Origin of the sequence: Serratia sp. Res13-Sevr-LER1-36-b (assembly GCF_015673035.1) — a bacterium.
In the GTDB taxonomy this organism is placed as follows: domain Bacteria; phylum Pseudomonadota; class Gammaproteobacteria; order Enterobacterales; family Enterobacteriaceae; genus Chania; species Chania fonticola_C.
Window position 1 is genome coordinate 108,745 of the sequence record NZ_JADACK010000019.1, and the last position, 19,849, is coordinate 128,593.

18 protein-coding genes are annotated in these 19,849 nt (G+C 54.0%); 10 read left to right on the forward strand and 8 right to left on the reverse strand.

The features are described 5' to 3' along the window. Window positions 1-46: 46 nt before the first annotated feature. From IMQ33_RS13820 to IMQ33_RS13840, 5 genes are all read right to left on the reverse strand, one after another. Complete coding sequence (locus IMQ33_RS13820; protein ID WP_196062348.1) at window positions 47-1,006, reverse strand: sugar kinase; 960 nt, start codon at window positions 1,004-1,006, stop codon at window positions 47-49. Window positions 1,007-1,040: 34 nt separating this feature from the next. Then, on the reverse strand, window positions 1,041-2,030 hold the full coding sequence (locus IMQ33_RS13825) for an ABC transporter permease (protein WP_024527973.1): 990 nt from the start codon (window positions 2,028-2,030) through the stop codon (window positions 1,041-1,043). Beyond that, the gene (locus IMQ33_RS13830; protein ID WP_196062349.1) at window positions 2,030-3,523 is read right to left on the reverse strand and encodes a sugar ABC transporter ATP-binding protein; all 1,494 of its coding nucleotides are present in this window, start codon (window positions 3,521-3,523) and stop codon (window positions 2,030-2,032) included. Before IMQ33_RS13830 ends, IMQ33_RS13825 begins: the two co-directional genes overlap by 1 nt. Window positions 3,524-3,704: 181 nt before the next feature. After that, window positions 3,705-4,595, reverse strand: a complete 891-nt coding sequence (locus IMQ33_RS13835) for a substrate-binding domain-containing protein (RefSeq protein ID WP_098929671.1) — start codon at window positions 4,593-4,595, stop codon at window positions 3,705-3,707. 70 nt (window positions 4,596-4,665) lie between these two features. Continuing rightward, complete coding sequence (locus IMQ33_RS13840; RefSeq protein WP_065684788.1) at window positions 4,666-5,520, reverse strand: tagatose bisphosphate family class II aldolase; 855 nt, start codon at window positions 5,518-5,520, stop codon at window positions 4,666-4,668. 402 nt (window positions 5,521-5,922) lie between these two features. Between IMQ33_RS13840 and IMQ33_RS13845 the strand changes: the two genes are divergently transcribed. From IMQ33_RS13845 to fis, 8 genes are all read left to right on the forward strand, one after another. Then, window positions 5,923-6,753, forward strand: a complete 831-nt coding sequence (locus IMQ33_RS13845; protein WP_226906674.1) for a DeoR/GlpR family DNA-binding transcription regulator — start codon at window positions 5,923-5,925, stop codon at window positions 6,751-6,753. A 10-nt stretch (window positions 6,754-6,763) separates the two neighbouring features. After that, window positions 6,764-7,723, forward strand: coding sequence for a sugar kinase (locus tag IMQ33_RS13850; RefSeq protein WP_098929667.1), 960 nt, complete (start codon window positions 6,764-6,766; stop codon window positions 7,721-7,723). Window positions 7,724-7,853: 130 nt separating this feature from the next. Then, complete coding sequence (locus tag IMQ33_RS13855; RefSeq protein WP_065684790.1) at window positions 7,854-8,096, forward strand: YhdT family protein; 243 nt, start codon at window positions 7,854-7,856, stop codon at window positions 8,094-8,096. Further along, window positions 8,086-9,531, forward strand: a complete 1,446-nt coding sequence (gene panF / locus IMQ33_RS13860) for a sodium/pantothenate symporter (RefSeq protein ID WP_098929665.1) — start codon at window positions 8,086-8,088, stop codon at window positions 9,529-9,531. Before IMQ33_RS13855 ends, panF begins: the two co-directional genes overlap by 11 nt. Before the next feature lie 10 nt (window positions 9,532-9,541). Continuing rightward, complete coding sequence (prmA, locus tag IMQ33_RS13865; RefSeq protein WP_024527981.1) at window positions 9,542-10,423, forward strand: 50S ribosomal protein L11 methyltransferase; 882 nt, start codon at window positions 9,542-9,544, stop codon at window positions 10,421-10,423. A gap of 191 nt (window positions 10,424-10,614) precedes the next feature. Then, window positions 10,615-11,349 carry a carbonic anhydrase gene (locus IMQ33_RS13870; RefSeq protein WP_196062350.1) on the forward strand — a complete coding sequence of 245 codons (735 nt, stop codon included), beginning with the start codon at window positions 10,615-10,617 and terminating at the stop codon, window positions 11,347-11,349. 356 nt (window positions 11,350-11,705) lie between these two features. Next, window positions 11,706-12,671, forward strand: coding sequence for a tRNA dihydrouridine synthase DusB (gene dusB, locus IMQ33_RS13875; RefSeq protein ID WP_196062372.1), 966 nt, complete (start codon window positions 11,706-11,708; stop codon window positions 12,669-12,671). 21 nt (window positions 12,672-12,692) lie between these two features. Beyond that, complete coding sequence (gene fis, locus IMQ33_RS13880; protein WP_000462905.1) at window positions 12,693-12,989, forward strand: DNA-binding transcriptional regulator Fis; 297 nt, start codon at window positions 12,693-12,695, stop codon at window positions 12,987-12,989. Between the two features lie 79 nt (window positions 12,990-13,068). Here the strand turns inward: fis and IMQ33_RS13885 are convergent, their stop codons facing one another. After that, window positions 13,069-16,386, reverse strand: coding sequence for an autotransporter domain-containing protein (locus IMQ33_RS13885; protein ID WP_196062351.1), 3,318 nt, complete (start codon window positions 16,384-16,386; stop codon window positions 13,069-13,071). Window positions 16,387-16,748: 362 nt separating this feature from the next. On the opposite strand from IMQ33_RS13885, the gene lpxP reads away from it, so the two are divergent. Next, on the forward strand, window positions 16,749-17,669 hold the full coding sequence (gene lpxP / locus IMQ33_RS13890) for a kdo(2)-lipid IV(A) palmitoleoyltransferase (protein WP_065684794.1): 921 nt from the start codon (window positions 16,749-16,751) through the stop codon (window positions 17,667-17,669). Between the two features lie 227 nt (window positions 17,670-17,896). Next, window positions 17,897-18,586: a CTP synthase gene (locus IMQ33_RS13895; RefSeq protein ID WP_065684863.1), complete on the forward strand. Its 690-nt coding sequence runs from the start codon at window positions 17,897-17,899 to the stop codon at window positions 18,584-18,586. 28 nt (window positions 18,587-18,614) lie between these two features. On the opposite strand, the gene IMQ33_RS13900 is transcribed toward IMQ33_RS13895, so the two are convergent. Beyond that, window positions 18,615-19,304, reverse strand: coding sequence for an LrgB family protein (locus IMQ33_RS13900; protein WP_161713157.1), 690 nt, complete (start codon window positions 19,302-19,304; stop codon window positions 18,615-18,617). Next, window positions 19,297-19,719, reverse strand: a complete 423-nt coding sequence (locus tag IMQ33_RS13905) for a CidA/LrgA family protein (RefSeq protein ID WP_196062352.1) — start codon at window positions 19,717-19,719, stop codon at window positions 19,297-19,299. Before IMQ33_RS13905 ends, IMQ33_RS13900 begins: the two co-directional genes overlap by 8 nt. Window positions 19,720-19,849: the final 130 nt, after the last annotated feature.

Below are 19,849 nucleotides of genomic sequence, written 5' to 3' on the forward strand. Positions count from 1 at the left end.
GTAAAGCAATGTCCTGAACTGAATATTCAAGACGTTGGAATGTTATTTACAGCGCGCCGACCGGCACGGTCCGTTGCTGCTGCAAGAAAGTGTCGATTTCAGCGAAGGTAGAGGTCCCTTCCATTGGCCCACGCCGGGTTACCGCCAGTGCACCACAGGCATTGGCATAGCGCAGCGCCTGGGAAACGCTGTGCCCCTGTAACCGGCAAGCAATGTAAGCGCCGCCAAAGCAGTCGCCCGCCCCGGTCGGATCGACCTCGTCTACGGTATAGCTGTCGATATGCAGGGTTTCATCCGCGGAATAATAGCTCGCCCCTTTACTGCCGCGTTTCACCACCACTTCTTTAATGCCGTCCTTCAGGTAGCGAGCAATCGCCTCATCCAGCGTGGTTTGGGAGGACAGCAGCATCACTTCGCCTTCGCTCGGCATATAGATATCGGTCAGCTCCAGCACGTAATGCAGCGCATCACGCATCTCGGGGATATTGAGCATTTCCTTGCGGATATTCGGGTCGAAAGACAAGGTGCCGCCGTTCGCTTTGACGATCCCTGCCGCCTTCTTCACCGCGTCCACCATATGGAAGGAAAACAGCGATGAACCCATGATGTGAAAGTGCTGGCAGTCCTGCAGCAGTTCGGCGTTCACATGCTCGGCCGATAATTTCCCACAGGCTGCGTTCTTGATATTGAAAATAAAATCGCGATCGCCGTTAGAGTGGTAAGTGACGAAGGCGCTGCCGGTCGTCTCATGCGGCAACACACGGATACCGCGCGTATCCACTCCGTCAGCCTTTAGGCGTTCGATATTCAGCGTGCCGAAGCCATCATTACCCACGCAGCTGATAATGCCGCACTGCCCGCCCAGCTTGGTCACCTGGTCGATAAAAATCGCCGGGGCACCGCTGGGGAAAGGGCCATTCCATAAGCCTGGATGGGTAAAAGATTGGCCAACCTTATCGGCCATGATCTCAACCAGGATCTCGCCGATGGTATAAATTTTTCTCATTGTCCCGTTCCTTATACAAATCTGCCTGTGATCGTTAGCCGCGTTTCTTCTTGTTTCGGACGTCGACATACACCGCGATAAGGATCACCAGTCCCTTCACCACCATTTGATAGAAATAAGGCACGTTCATTAAATTCATACCGTTGTTGATGACCCCGATGGTCAGCGCACCAATCATGGTGCCAATCACCGTGCCGTAACCTCCATTCAGGCTGGTGCCGCCTAACACTGCGGCGGCGATAGCATCCAGCTCATAGCTCAGCGCGGCGTTAGGCTGGCCGGAATACAGCCGTGAAGCCAGGATCATGCCGCTGATGCCCGCCATTACGGCGGTGATCATAAAGACCTTTATTTTCAAGGCAGAAACGTTAATCCCCGAATAGATCGCGGCCTCTTTATTGCCGCCGGTGATATAAATTTTGCGCCCAAAGGTGGTTTTCGACAGGATGAAATGGTTGACGATCAGCAACACCAACAGGATCCAGATTGGGATCGGGATATAGAGGAACTCGCCGTTGCCCAGCGCCAGAAACGCCTCGTTTTTGATCATGATCGGCGTGCCGTCGGTGACGATATAGGCAATGCCCCGGAAGATGCCCATCGTCGCAACGGTAACGATAAACGACGGGATACCGGCCAGCGCAGTCAGGCTACCGTTAACCAGGCCCAGCACCAGCGCGGCCATAATCGACAGCGGGATCACCAGAATAAACGGGATGCCAAACGACAGACCAAGCGCAGCAAAGGTCCCCACCAGCGCAATGGTTGATCCCACCGAAAGATCGATATCCCCCAGCAACAGCACGTAAGTCATGCCATAGGCGGTGATGGCAATGATCGAGACCTGCAAAATAATATTGGTAATATTATTCACGCTCAGGAAGCTGTCGTTGATCACGCTGAACAGGATCACCAAGGCCACCAGGCCCGCCAGTATGCCGCCGTACTGCTTGGCGGCTTTTGCCAGTTTCCCTGGCCCGTTGAACGCCGAATGGCCCTCGGCGGCCAGCACTTTATCGCTCATTATTTCACTCCTGTTGCTGCGGTCATGACTTGGGTTTGCGTGAGTCCAGCGGTGGCAAAAACGTCGGCGATCTGCTTGGCGCGCATCACCACCAGCCGATCGCTGAGCGCCATGACTTCCGGCAGTTCGGAAGAGATCAAGATAATGGCAGTACCCTGCGCAGCAAGCTGGCGTATGACGTTATAAATCTCGAACTTGGCACCGACGTCCACGCCGCGCGTTGGCTCGTCGAGGATTAAGATCCGTGGCACTTTTTCCAACCATTTCGACAGCACGATCTTTTGCTGATTGCCGCCGCTCAGGGTGCTGACCAGCTGGTGTGGCGAACTGACCTTGATGTTCATCCGCCGGATCGCCTGCTGGGTTTTCGCCTCTTCGTGCTTATGGTTGATCAGGCTGGAACCCGCATACTGAAAGGCGACGTGATGGGTGTTCATGCTTACGTCATGCATCAGCACCAACCCCTCCTCCTTGCGGTTTTCCGTCACAAAGGCGATGCCATGCTCTATCGCCTGCTTTGGATTGCGAATAGTGACTACCGCCTCATCGATGCGAATTTCACCTTGATAGCCAGTCAGGCCAAAAATGGCCTTCATCACGTCTGAACGCCCCGATCCCACCAGCCCAAAAAAGCCCAGCACTTCACCTGCACGTAGTGAGAAATGGATATCATGAAACAGTTTGTCCTGCGAAAACTGCCTGACTTCCAACACCGGCACTTGCTCTGCTGAAGGAGGTTCGCCGATGCGTGGCGGGTAGATGTTGGTCATTTCGCGGCCAACCATCTGGGCAATCAGCCGGTGAATATCGGTCTGGTGTTTATCATGGGTAGCAATGAACTCACCGTCGCGCAGCACCGAGATATCATCAGATACCCGCATGATCTCATCCATGCGGTGCGAGATATAAATCACCGCGCAGCCGCGCTGTTTCAGCTTGTCGATAATGCCAAACAGGATGTCGGCCTCGTTATCGCTCAGCGACGACGTTGGTTCATCCATGATCACGACATCTGCTGGGTAGCTCAGCGCCTTGGCAATCTCTACCAGTTGGCGCTGGGCCATCGACATGGTGCCGACAATTTGCTGCGGATCGAGCGGAATGGCCAAATCCGCCAGCAGGCGTTGGCAATCATCCACCATCTGGCTATCGTTAATAAAACCAAAGCGGGTTGGCTCATTATTAGCGTAGATATTTTCTGCTACGCTCATATTATTGCTCAGGCTCAGTTCCTGAAAAATAATCGCGATACCCAACTTTCTGGAATGCTGTGGGTTGTTAATAGTGACGTTTTGCCCTTTGAGGAGTATTTCCCCTTTGGTCGGCGGATAAATTCCTGCCAGGATTTTCATTAGCGTGGATTTACCGGCACCATTTTCGCCCAGTAGCGTATGGACTTTACCTTTGCGTATTTTCAGGCTGACATTTTTTAATGCGTTAACATGGCCGAAACTTTTGGCTATTTCCGTTACCGCCAGCACCGTATCCGTCATTATTTCCTCCACCCACGTGGCCCTAACCCTCTCCCGCAGGGAGAGGGGACCGATCGAGTTCACTGATTTCTCTGCGTAATACCCTGCCCTTCTTATTACGCCCTACTTTCCGAAGCTGTATGGGCTAACTGCATACTCCGGACAGCTCCCTCTCCCTGTGGGAGAGGGTTCGGGTGAGGGGCTATTTACCGGTGTAAACACCAGGTGCGACCGGGATCATTTTCGCTACAGGTTTACCATTCAAATGGTCGACGGCGGCATCAATTGCCTTGGCGCCCATTTGGTCTGGGTATTGGCGGATAACTGCCACGAAGGTCTTGTCGCTGTCGACGGCGTCGCGAGCTTCTTTCATCCCGTCGAAACCGATGATCTTGATATTGTCGTTACGAGCGGATTTGGCGGCGATCACCGCAGCCAGCGCGGCATCATCGCCAAAACCAAACAGGCCATTCAGATCCGGGTGCGCCTGCATCATGTTCTGCGCCACGGTTAACGCTTCCGCCCGGGTGATGCCGGTTTGGATCGCCACAATCTTCACGTCAGGCGTATCGGCCAACCCTTTCTTGAAGCCGTCCACGCGTGCCACCACCGATTGCAGCGCCGGATAATCAATAATCGCTACCTTGCCTTTACCGTTGAGCAGTTTGCCCATCAGCTTGCCCGCTTCGACGCCACCGGCGTAGTTGTCGGTAGCCACGTGAGTGACCACCGGTACGCCCTCGGCGGCCACATCAACGGTAATAACCGGAATACCGGCTTTCTCCGCTTTGATAATCGCCGCCTGCACGCCTTTGGAATCCACCGGCGAAATAATAATGGCGTCGACCTTCTTGGTAATAAAGTCTTCTACGTCAGAAAGTTGTTTATTCAGATCCTGATTGGCAATTGAAATGTTCAGCACCACGTCGTCTTTCTTGGCTTCCGCTTTCATTGCGTCGGCCAGATCAATATAGAACGGATGCTGTTGCGTTAGCAGCGATGCACCAATTTTATATTCCTTGGCTAACGTTGCCTGCGAGAATACTGCCAGCCCGATGGCCAGCACCGAACCTAATACCTTTAATTTATGCATGATCTATCCTCAGTTTTTATTATTTCTGCTTGTTTAGCTTGCTGTTTTGTAGGGGGTTACTTGTTAATGTTTAAAGCTTTCCTTCACAGCCACATACGCCAATCACTTTTTCCACTACCCGTTGCATGGCGCTTTTCGCTGGTTGCATATAATGGCGCGGATCATTGGCATCAGGATGCTGGTGGAAATACGCTTTCAGAGCATCCGAGAAAGCGATTTTCAGCTCGGTAGCCACGTTGACCTTGCAGATGCCTAAACGGATACAGCGGCGGATATCGCTATCGCTCAGGCCGGAAGCCCCATGCAGCACCAGCGGCACTTCCACACGATCGCGGATCTGTTCCAGGCGGGCAAAATCCAGCTTGGGCTCGGACTGGTACAGGCCATGCGCGGTACCAATAGCCACCGCCAGCGAATCGATCCCGGTACGAGCAACAAACTCCACCGCCGCCTCCGGCGAGGTGTAGATAGCGTCTTTCCCTTCCACGATCAGGTCGTCTTCCTGGCCTCCCAGGCGGCCTAGCTCAGCCTCAACGCTGGCATCGTAGCGGTGGCTGTATTCAACGATTTGTTTGACCAGCGCCACGTTTTCTTCAAAAGGAAAGTGAGAGCCGTCGATCATCACGGAACGGATCCCGGCGTTGATCTTATGGTAGATATCGGCGGGCTCTTCGTGATGATCCAAATGTAACGCCAGCGGGATCTGGTACTCATGCGCCAGTGCCTTGACGATCATGATGATGTTTTCCAGCCCACCGTAGCGGTAAGTGCCGGTCGTTCCCGCCAGGATCACTGGCGAACGATACTGTGCAGCGGTTTCGACCACCACCTGCAAGGTTTCCAGGTTGTGGATGTTGAATGCCGGCACCGCGTACCCTTGCTGCTGCGCTTTCTGCAGCATATTCTTGCTTGAAATGATGTACATCGATTCTCCTCGATCCCGAACCTGATACCGCAGTCGGTAATTACAAAATGAAAATTTAGTTAGATAAACTTTCCAAGTGAAACCGAATATAGAGAGAAAACGCGCAAAAAAGCGTGACAGGGATCGAAGATTATCAAATAACTTTCAAAACGTAATCTAACTAGATTTTGATTACGAAACATAAGGTATGTACCGGTGTTTGTGCGCTTAAGATCACCCAATCTCGGGTGTATACCCTCCATCGAGCATCACCTAATAACATGAATAATAATAAAAATATAAACCCAAACACTAGCCCAATCCTGACTTTCAAAATAACGAAAGCCTGCGTGGGTATTACTTTCAATTAGAAAGTATGAAGGATATAGTAGCCCTTATTACCGTTTAACGATGGGGGCGAATGTGCCCAGAAAGTCATCTAACCTGCTGAAACGCAGATTGAAAATTGCTGAAATCGTCGGCCAGCAAGGGGAGATCAAGGTCGACGATCTTTCTGCCCAGTTAGGGGTTTCCGGCGTGACGATCCGTGGCGATCTCAGCTACCTGGAACAGCAAGGTTACCTCAAGCGATCCTTTGGCGGTGCCATTGCCACCCCAACGCAGCCGCTGGCGGAGCCGATCGAACCAGGGATCGCCCTGCCCCCACTCACGCTGGCTAACCAGTTGGAAATCGCCCGCCACTGCGCCAGGATGATTGCCGATCGCGATACGCTATTTCTCGGCCATGGCGATATCTGCCGCAAGATCATCCCGTTCCTGAGCGGCCTGAAAAAGCTGCGGCTGATCGTCAATGACTTACAGCATGCGATCCTGGCCGATCAGTTTTTGGACGGTGAGATTATCGTCGCGGGTGGGGAGTTGATCCGCTCGCATACCGCGCTGAGCGGTAAAGCGTTGGATAGCGTGATCCAACAGTTCACCATCAACCACTGCATTCTCGAGGCCAGCATTACGGACAGCTCCGGCATCCTGAATATCGATCAGCCGCTGTTGGCGTCCCATTACCAACGCTGCCTGGACAAGGCGCAGAATAAAACCGCCATCATTACCCATTTGCCCATTCAGGCCAGTGCGATCGGGACTATCGGCCACCTCAGCCAGGTAGATAATCTGGTGACCAACCGTGGCGTGAATGAACATTATCAGCAGCAATTATTCGAATCCGACTTCAGCATCCGCTACACCAATAACGAATGTTTTACCTGGGCCAACCGGGAAACGATCGGGGAATAAAGGGGCACTTATGTCAGTTAGCATCTGCACGATGGGTGAGTTACTGGTTGAATTCCTTTCAAAAAATTATAATCAGGGATTTACTCAGCCAGGCGAGTTTCTTGGGCCGTTCCCCAGCGGGGCACCGGCTATCTATGCCGCTCAGGTGGCGCGGCTTGGCTTTGGCTCCACGCTGTTTGGCTGCGTGGGCAACGACGATTTTGGCCGTCTGAATATCGAACGCCTGCGTCTGGAAGGCGTGATCACCGACGGCATCAGCGTGATCGACAAGGCCCCGACCGGCACGGCATTTGTCAGCTATCGCAACCCGCTGGAACGCGATTTTATCTTCAATATCCCCAACAGCGCCTGCGGCTTCTTTACCGCCGACCACATCGATCTGGGCTTGCTGAACCAGTGCCAGCATTTTCACATTATGGGTTCTTCGCTGTTCTCATTTCGTATCATCGATGCCATGCGCCGGGCGATCCAGATCGTCAAGGCCAATAAGGGGACGGTGTCGTTCGATCCCAACATTCGCAAAGAGATGCTCAATATCCCTGAGATGAGCCAGGCCTTCGATTACATCCTCGAATATACCGATATCTTCCTGCCCAGCGAAGGAGAAGTGCATCACTTTGCCAGCAGCAAAAACCAACAGGAAGCGGATATCGTGCAGGAACTGTTGGCCAGCGGCGTGAGCCATATCGTGATCAAGCGTGGCGAGAAAGGGGCCAGCCATTACCAGCAACAAAATGGCCAGACGCAGGAGCTACACACTCCAGGCTATAGCAGCAAGATGGTCGATCCGACCGGAGCGGGCGACTGCTTTGGCGCTACCTTTGTCAGCCTGTTCCTGTCCGGCTTCAGCGCAGAAAAAGCGTTGCAGTATGCCAATGCCAGCGGTGCCTTGGCGGTTTCCCATAAGGGGCCGATGGAAGGGTTATCCAGCCTGGCGCAGATCGAGCATTTTATTGCACAGCAGGCGTAAAGCCATCAGCCGGCCAGCCTTTGGCCGGTTTTTTATCCCGATTACCAACATAACGGCTTGGCAAAACCGTCCCTTGTCGTAAAATCCCCTCCTTTGCCAATCCATAACCGTAAACCCCTTGGAGGCACGGATGGAACAACGCTTTGTTCAAGCTAACCGTGAAGCCCGCTGGGCACTGGGCCTGACGCTGTTTTACCTGCTGGCCTGGTCGCTGGCGGCCTATCTGCCAGACAGCAACGCCGGGATCACCGGGCTGCCACACTGGTTCGAAATGGCCTGCCTGCTGGTACCGCTGCTGTTTATTGGCCTGTGCTGGCTGATGGTACGCGGCATCTTCCGCGATATCCCCCTGGAGGATAGCGATGCAAACTGAGGTCATTCTGCCGCTGATTGCCTATCTGTTGCTGGTGTTTGGCCTTTCGGTGTATGCCTATACCCGTCGCCAAAGCGGTAACTTCCTGAGTGAATATTTCCTCGGTAACCGTTCTATGGGCGGCTTTGTGTTGGCCATGACGCTGACCGCCACCTATATCAGCGCCAGCTCGTTTATCGGTGGGCCGGGTGCCGCCTATAAATATGGCCTTGGCTGGGTGCTGCTGGCGATGATCCAATTGCCTGCCGTATGGCTTTCACTTGGCGTGTTGGGGAAAAAGTTTGCCATTCTGGCGCGGCGCTACAATGCCATCACCCTTAACGACATGCTGTTCGCCCGCTATCAGAGCCGCTTGCTGGTATGGCTAGCCAGTCTAAGTCTGTTGGTCGCCTTCCTTGGGGCAATGACGGTTCAGTTTATCGGCGGCGCACGCCTGCTCGAGACCGCTGCGGGTATTCCTTATGACACCGGCCTGCTGATATTTGGTATCAGCATTGCGTTGTACACCGCGTTTGGCGGCTTTCGTGCCAGCGTGCTGAACGATGCCATGCAGGGGCTGGTGATGTTGATAGGCACGATATTACTGCTGGTTGCGGTGATCCATGCGGCGGGCGGCTTGCATAGCGCGGTCGATAAGCTGCAACAGATCGATCCGGCTTTGGTCTCACCGCAAGGTGGCGAGCAGATCCTCAGCCTGCCGTTTATGGCTTCGTTCTGGATCCTGGTGTGCTTTGGCGTAATAGGCCTGCCGCACACCGCCGTGCGCTGTATCTCGTATAAAGACAGCAAAGCCGTGCACCGTGGCATTATTCTCGGCACCATCGTGGTGGCTATTCTGATGTTTGGTATGCATCTGGCTGGCGCCCTGGGTCGTGCGGTTCTGCCAGATCTGAAGATCCCCGATCAGGTGATCCCGACGTTGATGATCACCGTGCTGCCCCCTTACGCCGCAGGGATCTTCCTGGCCGCACCGATGGCGGCGATCATGTCGACCATCAATGCGCAGCTGCTGCAATCCTCTGCCACCATCATCAAAGACCTCTATCTGGGCGTGCGTCCGCTGCAGATGAACAATGAGAAGATGATCAAACGCTTCTCCAGCCTGACCACGCTGATCCTCGGATTACTGGTGCTGCTGGCCGCCTGGCGCCCGCCTGAAATGATCATCTGGCTGAACCTGCTGGCGTTCGGCGGGTTGGAAGCGGTATTCCTCTGGCCGCTGGTGCTGGGCCTGTACTGGGAACGCGCCAACGCGCAGGGAGCCCTTAGCTCAATGGTCACCGGTGCGTTATGCTATACGCTATTAGCCAGCTTCGGCCTGCAACTGGCCGGATTGCATCCTATTGTGCCTTCGCTGTTACTCAGCCTGTTGGCGTTTTATCTCGGTAACGTCTACGGCGAAAAGCGCCAGTTGGCGTCGTCCTTACCCTCTTGAGAGAATTGTTATGCCTTGGATCCAACTAAAACTGAACACCACCGGCAGCCAGGCAGAAGACCTGAGCGATGCGTTGGTTGAAAGCGGCGCGGTGTCGGTCACCTTCCAGGACACCCACGACAACCCGGTCTTTGAACCGCTGCCGGGCGAAACCCTGCTGTGGGGCGATACCGATGTGATCGGCCTGTATGATGCCGAAACCGATATGGCCGAAGTGGTCGCCATACTTGAACAGCATCCGCTGTTGGGCAGCGGTTTCCGCCACAAAATCGAGCAGTTGGAAGATAAAGACTGGGAACGTGAGTGGATGGATAACTTCCACCCGATGCGTTTTGGCGAGCGCCTGTGGATTTGCCCAAGCTGGCGTGACGTGCCCGATCCGGACGCGGTGAACGTCATGCTAGACCCAGGCCTGGCGTTTGGCACCGGCACACACCCGACCACCGCGCTTTGCCTGCAATGGCTGGATGGATTGGATCTGGCTGGCAAAACCGTCATCGACTTCGGCTGTGGCTCCGGCATCCTGGCGATTGCCGCGTTAAAACTGGGTGCCGCCCGCGCCATTGGCATCGACATCGATCCCCAGGCCATTCAGGCCAGCCGTGACAACGCGCAGCGTAACGGCGTTTCAGAGCGTCTTGAGCTGTATCTGCCAAAAGACCAGCCAGCCGATCTGCTGGCCGATGTGGTGGTGGCGAACATTCTCGCTGGCCCGCTGCGTGAACTGGCACCGTTGATCAGCGACCTGCCAAAATCCGGCGGCTATCTGGGCCTGTCAGGCGTACTGGCAACTCAAGCCGCCAGCGTAGCCGAAGCCTATCAGGATAAATTCAATCTCGACCCGGTGGCCGAGCGTGAAGAATGGTGCCGCATCACCGGCCAACGCAACTAGTTACATTTTCCCCGCATGCCAAAAACCATCGGAAATTTAAACAGTTCCGATGGTTTTTTCTTTTCCTAAGAATCCGCCAGTTTATCCCGACACTTGCTGGGCGTATTCTCCTGCTCGGAGTGAAGGTGGCCCGCAGCATACGAGCCGCCCACCCAGGATAATTGGTATTTTCATTGGACAAGGATTAGGAAATGAAAGGAAAAATGTTGCTGGCTACCCTGTTGGCCGCCAGCTTCTCGATCGGGGCCGCAGAACATGCTCATTGGGGTTATGAAGGCCAGGAAGACCCGGCGCATTGGGGTAAGCTTTCACCCGATTTTTCACTGTGTGAAACCGGTAAAAACCAGTCCCCGGTCAACATCCAGGGCGCGCTGAAAACCCAGCACGGCAAGCTTGAGCTGGCTTTCCAGCCGGGCAAACAGCAAATCGTCAACAACGGGCACACCATTCAAGTCAACGTCAGCGAAGGCAACACCCTGCGGTTGGATAACGACACCTTCACGCTACAGCAGTTCCATTTCCACGCCCCGAGCGAAAACGAGATCGACGGCAAGCAGTTCCCACTGGAAGCGCACTTTGTCTACAAGGACAAAGACGGTGCCCTGGCGGTGCTGGCCCTGATGTTCCAGCAAGGTAAAACCAATCCGCAACTGGCGCAGGCCTGGCAACAAATGCCTGCCGCTGTCGATCAGACCGCCGTGCTGAACAAACCGCTGGATATCAAAGCGCTGCTGCCGAAACAGTTTAACTTTTACCGCTTCAGCGGTTCGCTGACGACGCCACCCTGTTCTGAAGGGGTCAGCTGGTTGGTGCTAGATCAGCCTGTAAGCGCTTCTGCCGAACAAATCAGTCAATTCCACTCGGTAGTCCACCATAACAACAATCGCCCAGTACAGCCGCTGAACGGCCGCGTCATCGTCGATTGATTTTTCCCAGCGACAACTGCCGCTACCCCTCACTGGGGCGGCGGTAATTCCCAGCACCATTCTTGCCGGTTTGTCAAAGTATTAAGCTGAGAATGTTACAAATAACCTGATGTTACGATCTGTTATTACCGGCACGTAAAGATAAAATCCTGTCGTTAGTGGAATATTTTAGCGCGCAAAAATTAAGCGCATTCATCCAACACATTGTTAAATAAACATAATATTTTCATCAAGGGTGCATAAGCGCACTTTTATTGCCCAATAACTGTCGATTGGTCAAAGTTTGGCCTTTCATCTGAATGAAAAAATGCGTAATATACGCGCCCTTGCGGACACAGTATGGTCAGTCTTTGTCTATGCGCATTGGACACCACCAGTTAACAAATTGCCTGATTGCGGCCCCGATGGCCGGCATCACAGATCGCCCATTCAGAACCTTATGTCATGCAATGGGTGCTGGGATGGCTGTATCCGAAATGCTCTCCTCCAACCCGGAGGTGTGGCGCACGGATAAGTCACGTCTGCGTATGGTACATAGCGATGAACCAGGGATCCGTTCCGTGCAAATAGCCGGATGTGATCCTGATGATATGGCCGCCGCGGCGCGCATTAATGTGGCCAGCGGTGCACAGATCATCGACATCAATATGGGGTGCCCAGCCAAGAAAGTGAACCGGAAGCTTGCAGGGTCTGCGTTACTGCAGTACCCGGATCTGGTTAGACAGATCCTCCTCGCGGTGGTTAACGCGGTGGATGTGCCGGTAACACTTAAGATCCGAACCGGCTGGGAACCAGAGAACCGTAACTGTGTAGAAATTGCCCAACTGGCCGAAGATTGTGGTATACAGGCCCTGACGATTCATGGCCGAACCCGTGCCTGCCTGTTCAACGGCAACGCGGAGTACGACAGCATTCGGGCAGTTAAGCAGAATGTCGCCATTCCGATTATCGCGAATGGCGACATTACTGACCCGCATAAAGCCAGAGCAGTGCTCGACTACACTGGGGCTGATGCCCTGATGATAGGCCGTGCTGCTCAGGGGAGACCCTGGATCTTCCGGGAAATCCAGCATTATCTGGACACTGGGGAGCTGCTGCCACCGATGCCACTTGGCGAAGTGAAGCGCTTGTTAATAGGGCATATTCGGGAATTGCACGGCTTTTACGGCCAAGGCAAGGGATTCCGGATTGCTCGAAAGCACGTCTCTTGGTACTTACAGGAGCATGCCCCTAATGACCAGTTTCGGCGCACATTCAACGCCATAGAGGATGCCAGCGAACAGCTGGAGGCGTTGGAGGCATATTTCGAAAATCTTGCGTAACAAAAAAGAGCTGACAGAACTATGTTCGAACAACGCGTAAATTCTGACGTACTGACCGTTTCAACCGTGAACTCACAGGACCAAGTGACTCAAAAGCCTCTGCGTGACTCGGTTAAGCAAGCACTGAAGAACTATTTTGCTCAACTGAACGGTCAAGACGTTAACGATCTGTATGAGCTGGTACTGGCTGAAGTTGAACAGCCACTGTTGGACATGGTGATGCAGTACACCCGTGGCAACCAGACCCGTGCTGCCCTGATGATGGGGATCAACCGCGGTACACTGCGTAAGAAATTGAAAAAATACGGCATGAACTGATACTAGTCAGTCAAGCTGTTGAAAAAAGGCGCTTTTACCTCATGGGTCAAGCGCCTTTTTCTTTTATCATACCGGCCTGTCAGAAACGCCAGGTGGCCGAAAGGTTGCCCGCTACCGAGTCATAACCAGAACGGAACAGCTCGCTCTCTACTCCCAAGCCCAGCTCCACATCCCTATTGATTTGATAACGAACCCCGGCTTTCACCCCCATGGAGTCACGCCCAGTCACCTGATTCTTGTTGCTGAAGCTCGCCGCGCGGTAGTTGGCGAAAGAGGCTTCTTGCGATACGTCACTGTCCAGCAACTCGTGATCCCAGGTAAGTTGCAGATCGGCAGCAATAGCAGCGCCCGAAGAGAGCGGTAGATCCCAACTGCTGTTGACCCCAATGCTGGAGCGCAGAGAATCAAAAGTGCTCGAACCTAGCGCCAGGCGGCTACTGTCGCTGCCCGTTTCCGTCACGCTTGGGCGATGCAGGGTAGTGTAATTCAGTGCGGCCACCGGGCCAGCGCTCCATTGGTCATTCAGCGCCCAGCGGTAGCCGCCACCAGCAGCGACAGAACCCGCCAGGCCGGTCCAACTGGCATGTTGGCTCGCCTGATAAGTTTCGACGCTGATGCTGCGATCCAAACGGCTATCTTCAATGCCAAACCGACCATTGCCGAATAAATACATCCCCGCTTGCCGATCGGCGGCATAACGAGCCTGGATGCCCAGATCGAAAGCCGTGGTTTTACCGGTGGCGTTTTCTGGTGCTTTGACCGTTACCGATTGCCCACTGACTGCACCATGGAAGCCATAAACCCAGTCGCTATTCTGTTCGCTGCGCTTTTCAGCACCAAAGATTATGCCGTAGCTGCTGGCATCATAGCCAACCCGATCGCCTTGGCGCTGCTGCCAAAAACCGCCACCAAAGGGTATGGCAAAACTATGCCATTCGCCTACAACCTGCTGCTCTGGCGTGGTGGGATGAGAGCCACTGACAATTCGTGTAATCTGCTGTTCACGATGAAGAGAACTGGCGAACATCGCACTGTACGCAGCAGGAGAGAGCTGCGGCAAAGCGCTGCTGATGCTCCCACCGTCAGCGGCAGAAAAGTCCAGAGTACGGTACAGCGGCTGGATGTCTGCACCTGCGACCGACACAATGTGGTCCAGCGCCTGGCCGACCTGCCGCGCATTGTTGTCCTGCGCATACTGGCTGTAGGCGTTGTCAGCACGCAGCATCGCGAGTTGCCAACGATCCTCACCCTCTGGTGTTGCCTGCAAGGCCAGCGTAGGCGAGCTGAGTAAACCGTTCACCGTGCGGAATTCTCCGCTCTGCGAGGTGGCTTTCAACATCTCGCCCGAATCCAGCCGCCAGTCTGTTGCATACCAGTCTGGCTGCGGTGCGAACGTCAGTTGACCGTTGAATTCAGCATGGCCATTGACCACCAAGGTATCGTGTCCACCACGGCCATCAACCTCCAACAGCAACTGTCCATTCTCGCCCTGTTGATAGAGGCCGGTGACCTCGATTTTCCCTAACGAATTACCTGGCGCAAGGATACCGTCATTCACAAAGCGGCCCGCCGGGTTCAAGGTATAATCGCTGTTGCCAGCCAGCATGGAGCCTGGTGCGATAGACATGCTGTAAATCTGGTGGTGGCCATTAAGCGAAGTGATCCCCCCGCGAGTGCTCAGCGCCAGATTGTCGATACCTTCAATATTTCCCCGGTAGTTGAACCGGAAATTGGGGTCTGCCTGATCGGTTGCCTGCCCTTGCAAATTGGCCAGGCGCCCAAAGGTAAACTGGGTCAGGCGCTGCTGGCCATGCTCATCCAACTGGTTATAATCCGAGTAGATATTCCCTTCCAGCTGGGTACCATTTAATAGATTGATATTGTTGACCAGCGCGTTTGGTGAGATATAAATCGCCGCACCTTTAGCGGTAACCCGGCCGCTAATATCCGCATTATTGACCAGCGCCCCCTGTAGCTCCGGCAATAATGTTGCAACCTGTCCACCAACATAATGTATCCAGGATCCCCGGTAATCCACATCGTTGCCCAGCAGGTTATTGCCAAAATCAAAACTGAGGGCAACGCCATTTGCGCCTAGCGCTTGGACATCGCCTCGCTGAATAAGATTATGGTTCTTGCCATAAGCAAACATCACGCCGCGGCCATTGACCCCGTCTGCGTATACGCGAGTGCCAGGCTCAACGTTCAGCGTGTTGTTTTGTCCATCGATACGAATACCAGCCCCACCGGCGCCTTGTGTTAACAGATCCGCTTGCTGGAAGATGTGGTTATTGCTGCCGTAAACATGCAAGCCAACGCCCAATGTCGCGGTATTATACTGCCCCGTGATGTAGCCATCGCCCTGCTTGTTACGTAAAAAGTAACCCTGTCGATTAACCAGCGTCTGCCCATCACCATAGAGCGAAAAACCGAAGAAATTACGCCGATCGATCTGATAATCCATGTCCTGCAATAACGCCAACTCGGCTTCCATAAACGTGGTGTAGTTGCGGTAATTCTGGTGGCTCATCATGCTGTTTTTCAGCTCGATATGGCTCATATAGTTATCGTCAACCGAGCCATCGTCAGCCAACATTCTTACCGGAACACCAGGCATGGCGCCCGCCAGCACTTCATCCACGTGTTTACCCGCGAAATACCCCTTATCGAGGCGCACATCAAAACCTTGCGGCTCCCATGCGTTATTACACCCCTCACACAGTATGACCTGACCGGGGCGTGCCGGATTTCCATTGTCATCACGCAGATGCTCAGTCCAGGAACCAAAAGGCTGATCGGCGTCAAAAGCGGGGGTAAATGTCCCCTCCCCAGCCCAATCGGTGGCCATATTAGAGATACCCAACCCATGAGCCAATTCATGAACGGCAACACTGACCAGATCCGTTTTTCCGGAGCGGGGTAATTGCGCTGGAACATAGAGAATATTATCAAAATCCATTTTTCCCATGATAAATTGGCCATGAGAACCGAAGGTTAGCTCGCCGGTATCAATACCGTTCAAAGCCCCCTGCAATTGGGTAATGCTGATTACACCATCGGTTACCGATTCGCTGGAGCCTGCAGCATTCACCTCATTAAAAGTGCCTACGTTGATGATGGCTGGCAATTGATCGGGTCTGGGGGTAATAACTTCAGCCCAGTACCGCATCGCATCCAGTATTTTTTCTTTCTGTTGGTTATTCAGATCCCAGGTTGACTCAATTGGCTGCGGATAATTCGGCATAAAAGGGCCATCACCCACATCAAAGAAACGAACCTGGAAGACGGCAACATTATTCGTGTTATAAACCAGGTAACTGTCTGCGGCGTAGCTAGGGTGACTGGCGAAAAAACCGGTTAACGCCGCCGTGATGAAAAGCTTTTTCAAATCAACCATCCTTGTATGCAAAGAAAGGAACCATTTCCTTCCAGTATAGAAGGACATACCTCGTTTAAACAAAGAATCAACATAACTAACAGGAAATACCCAAATAGCCCTCGGATAACCCTTTGTGGACGTACCACCCACCCACTCTCACACCCACGTTTTGTGTGGTATAATCACGAATACGAGAGCCCCCTTCGCTGGCGAGCAGCCGTCCTTCCGAAGGCTAATAGCAATGCGAACCGCCCTTCGAATGTAAAGGTTTAGTCAACGGCTAAACGATCGTCATGACTGGGTGTCAGAGTATGGTATCGCTATTGAGTCGCTTCTTTATGCGCTACAGGTTTCTACCCCATTTCGCATACAGAGTTAATATGAAGCGTCCACAAACTTTTAAACGTGCATTACTGCACCCTCGCTACTGGCTGACCTGGTTTGGCCTGGCGGTCCTGTTCCTGCTGGTTCAACTGCCCTACCCCGTGCTGCACAAGCTCGGTGGCTGGATGGGCCGCACCTCTATGCGCTTTCTGAAACGCCGCGTGTCGATCACCCGCCGCAATCTTGAACTGTGCTTCCCGGAGATGGATGAAGCACTGCGCGAACGTCAAATTATCGGTAATTTCGAATCCCTCGGCATGGGTCTGCTGGAAACCGGCATGGCCTGGTTCTGGTCAGATAAACGCGTGAAGCGCTGGTTCAACGTGAGCGGCATCAACCACCTGAAACAGGCCCAGCAAAATGGCCGTGGCGTGCTGGTGATTGGGGTGCATTTCATGTCGCTGGAGTTGGGCGGCCGGGCGATGGGCCTGTGTCAGCCGATGATGGCCATGTATCGCCCACACAACAACAAGGCGATGGAATGGGCACAGACCAAAGGCCGCATGCGCTCCAACAAAGCCATGCTGGATCGCAAAGATCTGCGCGGCATGGTGCAAGCCCTGAAGCGCGGCGAAGCCGTATGGTTTGCTCCGGATCAGGATTACGGCCCACGTGGCAGCGTGTTTGCCCCGCTGTTTGCCGTTGATCAGGCCGCCACCACCAGTGGGACCTTTATGCTGGCCCGCATGGCCAAACCGGCGCTGGTACCGGTCGTGCTGATCCGTCGCCCGAAAGGCTGTGGCTACGATCTGCTGATCCAACCGGCGTTAGAAGACTACCCAATCGACGATGAAGTGGCCGCCGCCGCCTACATGAATAAAGTAGTAGAAAAAGAGATCATGCGCGCTCCAGAGCAATATCTGTGGCTGCACCGCCGCTTCAAAACGCGCCCTACGGGTTCGCCTTCACTGTATTAAACCCGCTTTCTGGCAGGTGATGTTGCTCAGCCGAGAGCGGCAATCCCCCTCACCCCACCCCTCTCCCACAGGGAGAGGGAGCCGTACGGAGCCGAAATCAGGTACGGCAAACAATCTGTAGCACGCCCTCAATCACTCGAACATTTTGTGCTCTCCTTGGAAAAATTCACAGACCCGTTTTTCACCTTGCTGTAACATCCTTTTTTACCCGCTCAGGAAAAGAAACGATGAAAACGCAGGTTCGTCTTGCTCTGATTGGTGATTACCGCAGCGAAGCCGTTGCCCACCAAGCCATCCCCGTCGCTCTCCAACTTACCGCTTCACACCTGAATCTTGATATCCAATCCCAATGGCTCCCAACAGAAACGTTGAGCGATGTCTCTGCCCTGCAGGGTTACGATGCTATCTGGGTAGTCCCTGGCAGCCCCTATCGCAACGATGACGGGGTCTTTATGACGATCCGCCATGCTCGCGAGCAGAACATCCCCTTTCTAGGGTCTTGCGGTGGGTTTCAATATGCAGTGGTGGAATATGCGCGCAATGTGATGGGTTGGCACGATGCTGGTCACGCGGAGACCGATAGCGGGGGCCGCTTGGTGATCGCACCGCTGAGTTGTTCACTGGTTGAGAAAACCGGCACCATCCTGTTTCAGCCAAATTCACTGATCGCCCGCGCCTATGGCAAGCTGGAGACTCACGAAGGCTATCACTGTAACTTTGGTGTTAACCCTGAATTTGTGGCGGATTTGCAGCAACACCCACTGATCATCAGTGGGCATGACATTGAAGGCGATGTCCGCTCGGTGGAACTGCCAGGGCACCGTTTTTATGCCGCTACCCTATTCCAGTCAGAACGTGCAGCGTTACGTGGGGAGCTTTCTCCACTGATTGTGGCCCTGATCCAGGCCGCTCGTTAAGCCTTCCCGGGGCTAGCCCAGCCCCTAATTACCACATTAACCGACCAATCAAGGGTGCCCCGATCACAGTGATAATCCCCGCTAACATCATCACCAGGCTAGACACCACACCTTCCTGCTGGCCTATCTCATAGGCTCTGGCGGTACCGGCACCGTGAGAAGAGGCACCAAACCCCGCCCCTTTCGCCAGACCGCTGCGCACCGAGAGGCGCAGGAACAGAATATCGCCTACCGCCATCCCAAACACGCCAGTGATCACCACAAACAGTGCCACCAAGTCAGGTTGGCCGCCCATCTGCTTCGCCGCTTCCAGCGCAAACGGCGTCGTAATGGAACGCACTGCCAGGCTACGCTGCACCTCATCAGGCAACGTCAACCAACGGGCCAGCCACACCGAGCTGTAAACGGCTACCACCACCGCGGTAAGCACCCCGGCAGTTAGAGAAAGCCAATGGCGACGAATAATATGCAGGTTTTCATATACCGGCACGGCAAAGGCGATAGTTGCCGGGCCAAGCAACCACAGGAGCCAGTGCGTTTCGCCGATATAGCTCTGATACGAGATATGCGTCACCACCAGCAATAGCACCAATACCATCGGCGTCAGCACCAACGGCATCAACAGCAGGCTACGGCGGCGGCGGTAGAGCCTTTTATTGGCAAAGTAGAGTACCAATGTCACCACCAGGCAGGTGATGCTGAGGATCACGTCATTCATTACGCATTTTCCGCCGTTGCAGCCAGATCTCGAAACGATAAACGCGATCCACCACCAGCCCGGTCGCTCCCAGCGTCAGCATGGTGCTGATGGCAATCACCAGAAAAATCTTCCAGCCCTCCACCATCAACAGTTGGGCATAGTTCACCACCGCCACCACCGCTGGTACAAAAAACAGCAGCATTTCGGCCAGTAGCCAACGCGACCCCGCTTTTACCCAGTTGAGCGGCAAAATGCGCAGCAGGATCAGCGCCAGCAGCATCAACATGCCCACGATGTTGGCGGGCAAAGGCAGATGAAACTGTTGCACCAGCCGATCGGCAAGCAGGAATAACAAGGCATACAGCACTACCTGGATGGGCACCTGTAGGCGGAGCAGAAAAGCAGGCGCAGCACGGCGTAACGCCAGAGACATGAAAGCAACCTCAGAAAAAATCAAGGCTTACAGTATACGCAGCCGGGAAACCCTGCCTGAAATGAATTAAAATCATCAACATCATGCCGTAAGGGAATAGTTTCCCAGCGGCACCGCCTTCAGGAGAGCC

Excerpts from the sequence above, each read along its gene's own strand:
- IMQ33_RS13820 (WP_196062348.1), bottom strand. The coding sequence starts at position 1,006 with ATGAGAAAAATTTATACCATCGGCGAGATCCTGGTTGAGATCATGGCC.
- IMQ33_RS13825 (WP_024527973.1), bottom strand. The coding sequence starts at position 2,030 with ATGAGCGATAAAGTGCTGGCCGCCGAGGGCCATTCGGCGTTCAACGGG.
- IMQ33_RS13830 (WP_196062349.1), bottom strand. The coding sequence starts at position 3,523 with ATGACGGATACGGTGCTGGCGGTAACGGAAATAGCCAAAAGTTTCGGC.
- IMQ33_RS13835 (WP_098929671.1), bottom strand. The coding sequence starts at position 4,595 with ATGCATAAATTAAAGGTATTAGGTTCGGTGCTGGCCATCGGGCTGGCA.
- IMQ33_RS13840 (WP_065684788.1), bottom strand. The coding sequence starts at position 5,520 with ATGTACATCATTTCAAGCAAGAATATGCTGCAGAAAGCGCAGCAGCAA.
- IMQ33_RS13850 (WP_098929667.1), top strand. The coding sequence starts at position 6,764 with ATGTCAGTTAGCATCTGCACGATGGGTGAGTTACTGGTTGAATTCCTT.
- IMQ33_RS13855 (WP_065684790.1), top strand. The coding sequence starts at position 7,854 with ATGGAACAACGCTTTGTTCAAGCTAACCGTGAAGCCCGCTGGGCACTG.
- panF (WP_098929665.1), top strand. The coding sequence starts at position 8,086 with ATGCAAACTGAGGTCATTCTGCCGCTGATTGCCTATCTGTTGCTGGTG.
- prmA (WP_024527981.1), top strand. The coding sequence starts at position 9,542 with ATGCCTTGGATCCAACTAAAACTGAACACCACCGGCAGCCAGGCAGAA.
- IMQ33_RS13870 (WP_196062350.1), top strand. The coding sequence starts at position 10,615 with ATGAAAGGAAAAATGTTGCTGGCTACCCTGTTGGCCGCCAGCTTCTCG.
- dusB (WP_196062372.1), top strand. The coding sequence starts at position 11,706 with ATGCGCATTGGACACCACCAGTTAACAAATTGCCTGATTGCGGCCCCG.
- fis (WP_000462905.1), top strand. The coding sequence starts at position 12,693 with ATGTTCGAACAACGCGTAAATTCTGACGTACTGACCGTTTCAACCGTG.
- IMQ33_RS13885 (WP_196062351.1), bottom strand. The coding sequence starts at position 16,386 with ATGGTTGATTTGAAAAAGCTTTTCATCACGGCGGCGTTAACCGGTTTT.
- lpxP (WP_065684794.1), top strand. The coding sequence starts at position 16,749 with ATGAAGCGTCCACAAACTTTTAAACGTGCATTACTGCACCCTCGCTAC.
- IMQ33_RS13895 (WP_065684863.1), top strand. The coding sequence starts at position 17,897 with ATGAAAACGCAGGTTCGTCTTGCTCTGATTGGTGATTACCGCAGCGAA.
- IMQ33_RS13900 (WP_161713157.1), bottom strand. The coding sequence starts at position 19,304 with ATGAATGACGTGATCCTCAGCATCACCTGCCTGGTGGTGACATTGGTA.
- IMQ33_RS13905 (WP_196062352.1), bottom strand. The coding sequence starts at position 19,719 with ATGTCTCTGGCGTTACGCCGTGCTGCGCCTGCTTTTCTGCTCCGCCTA.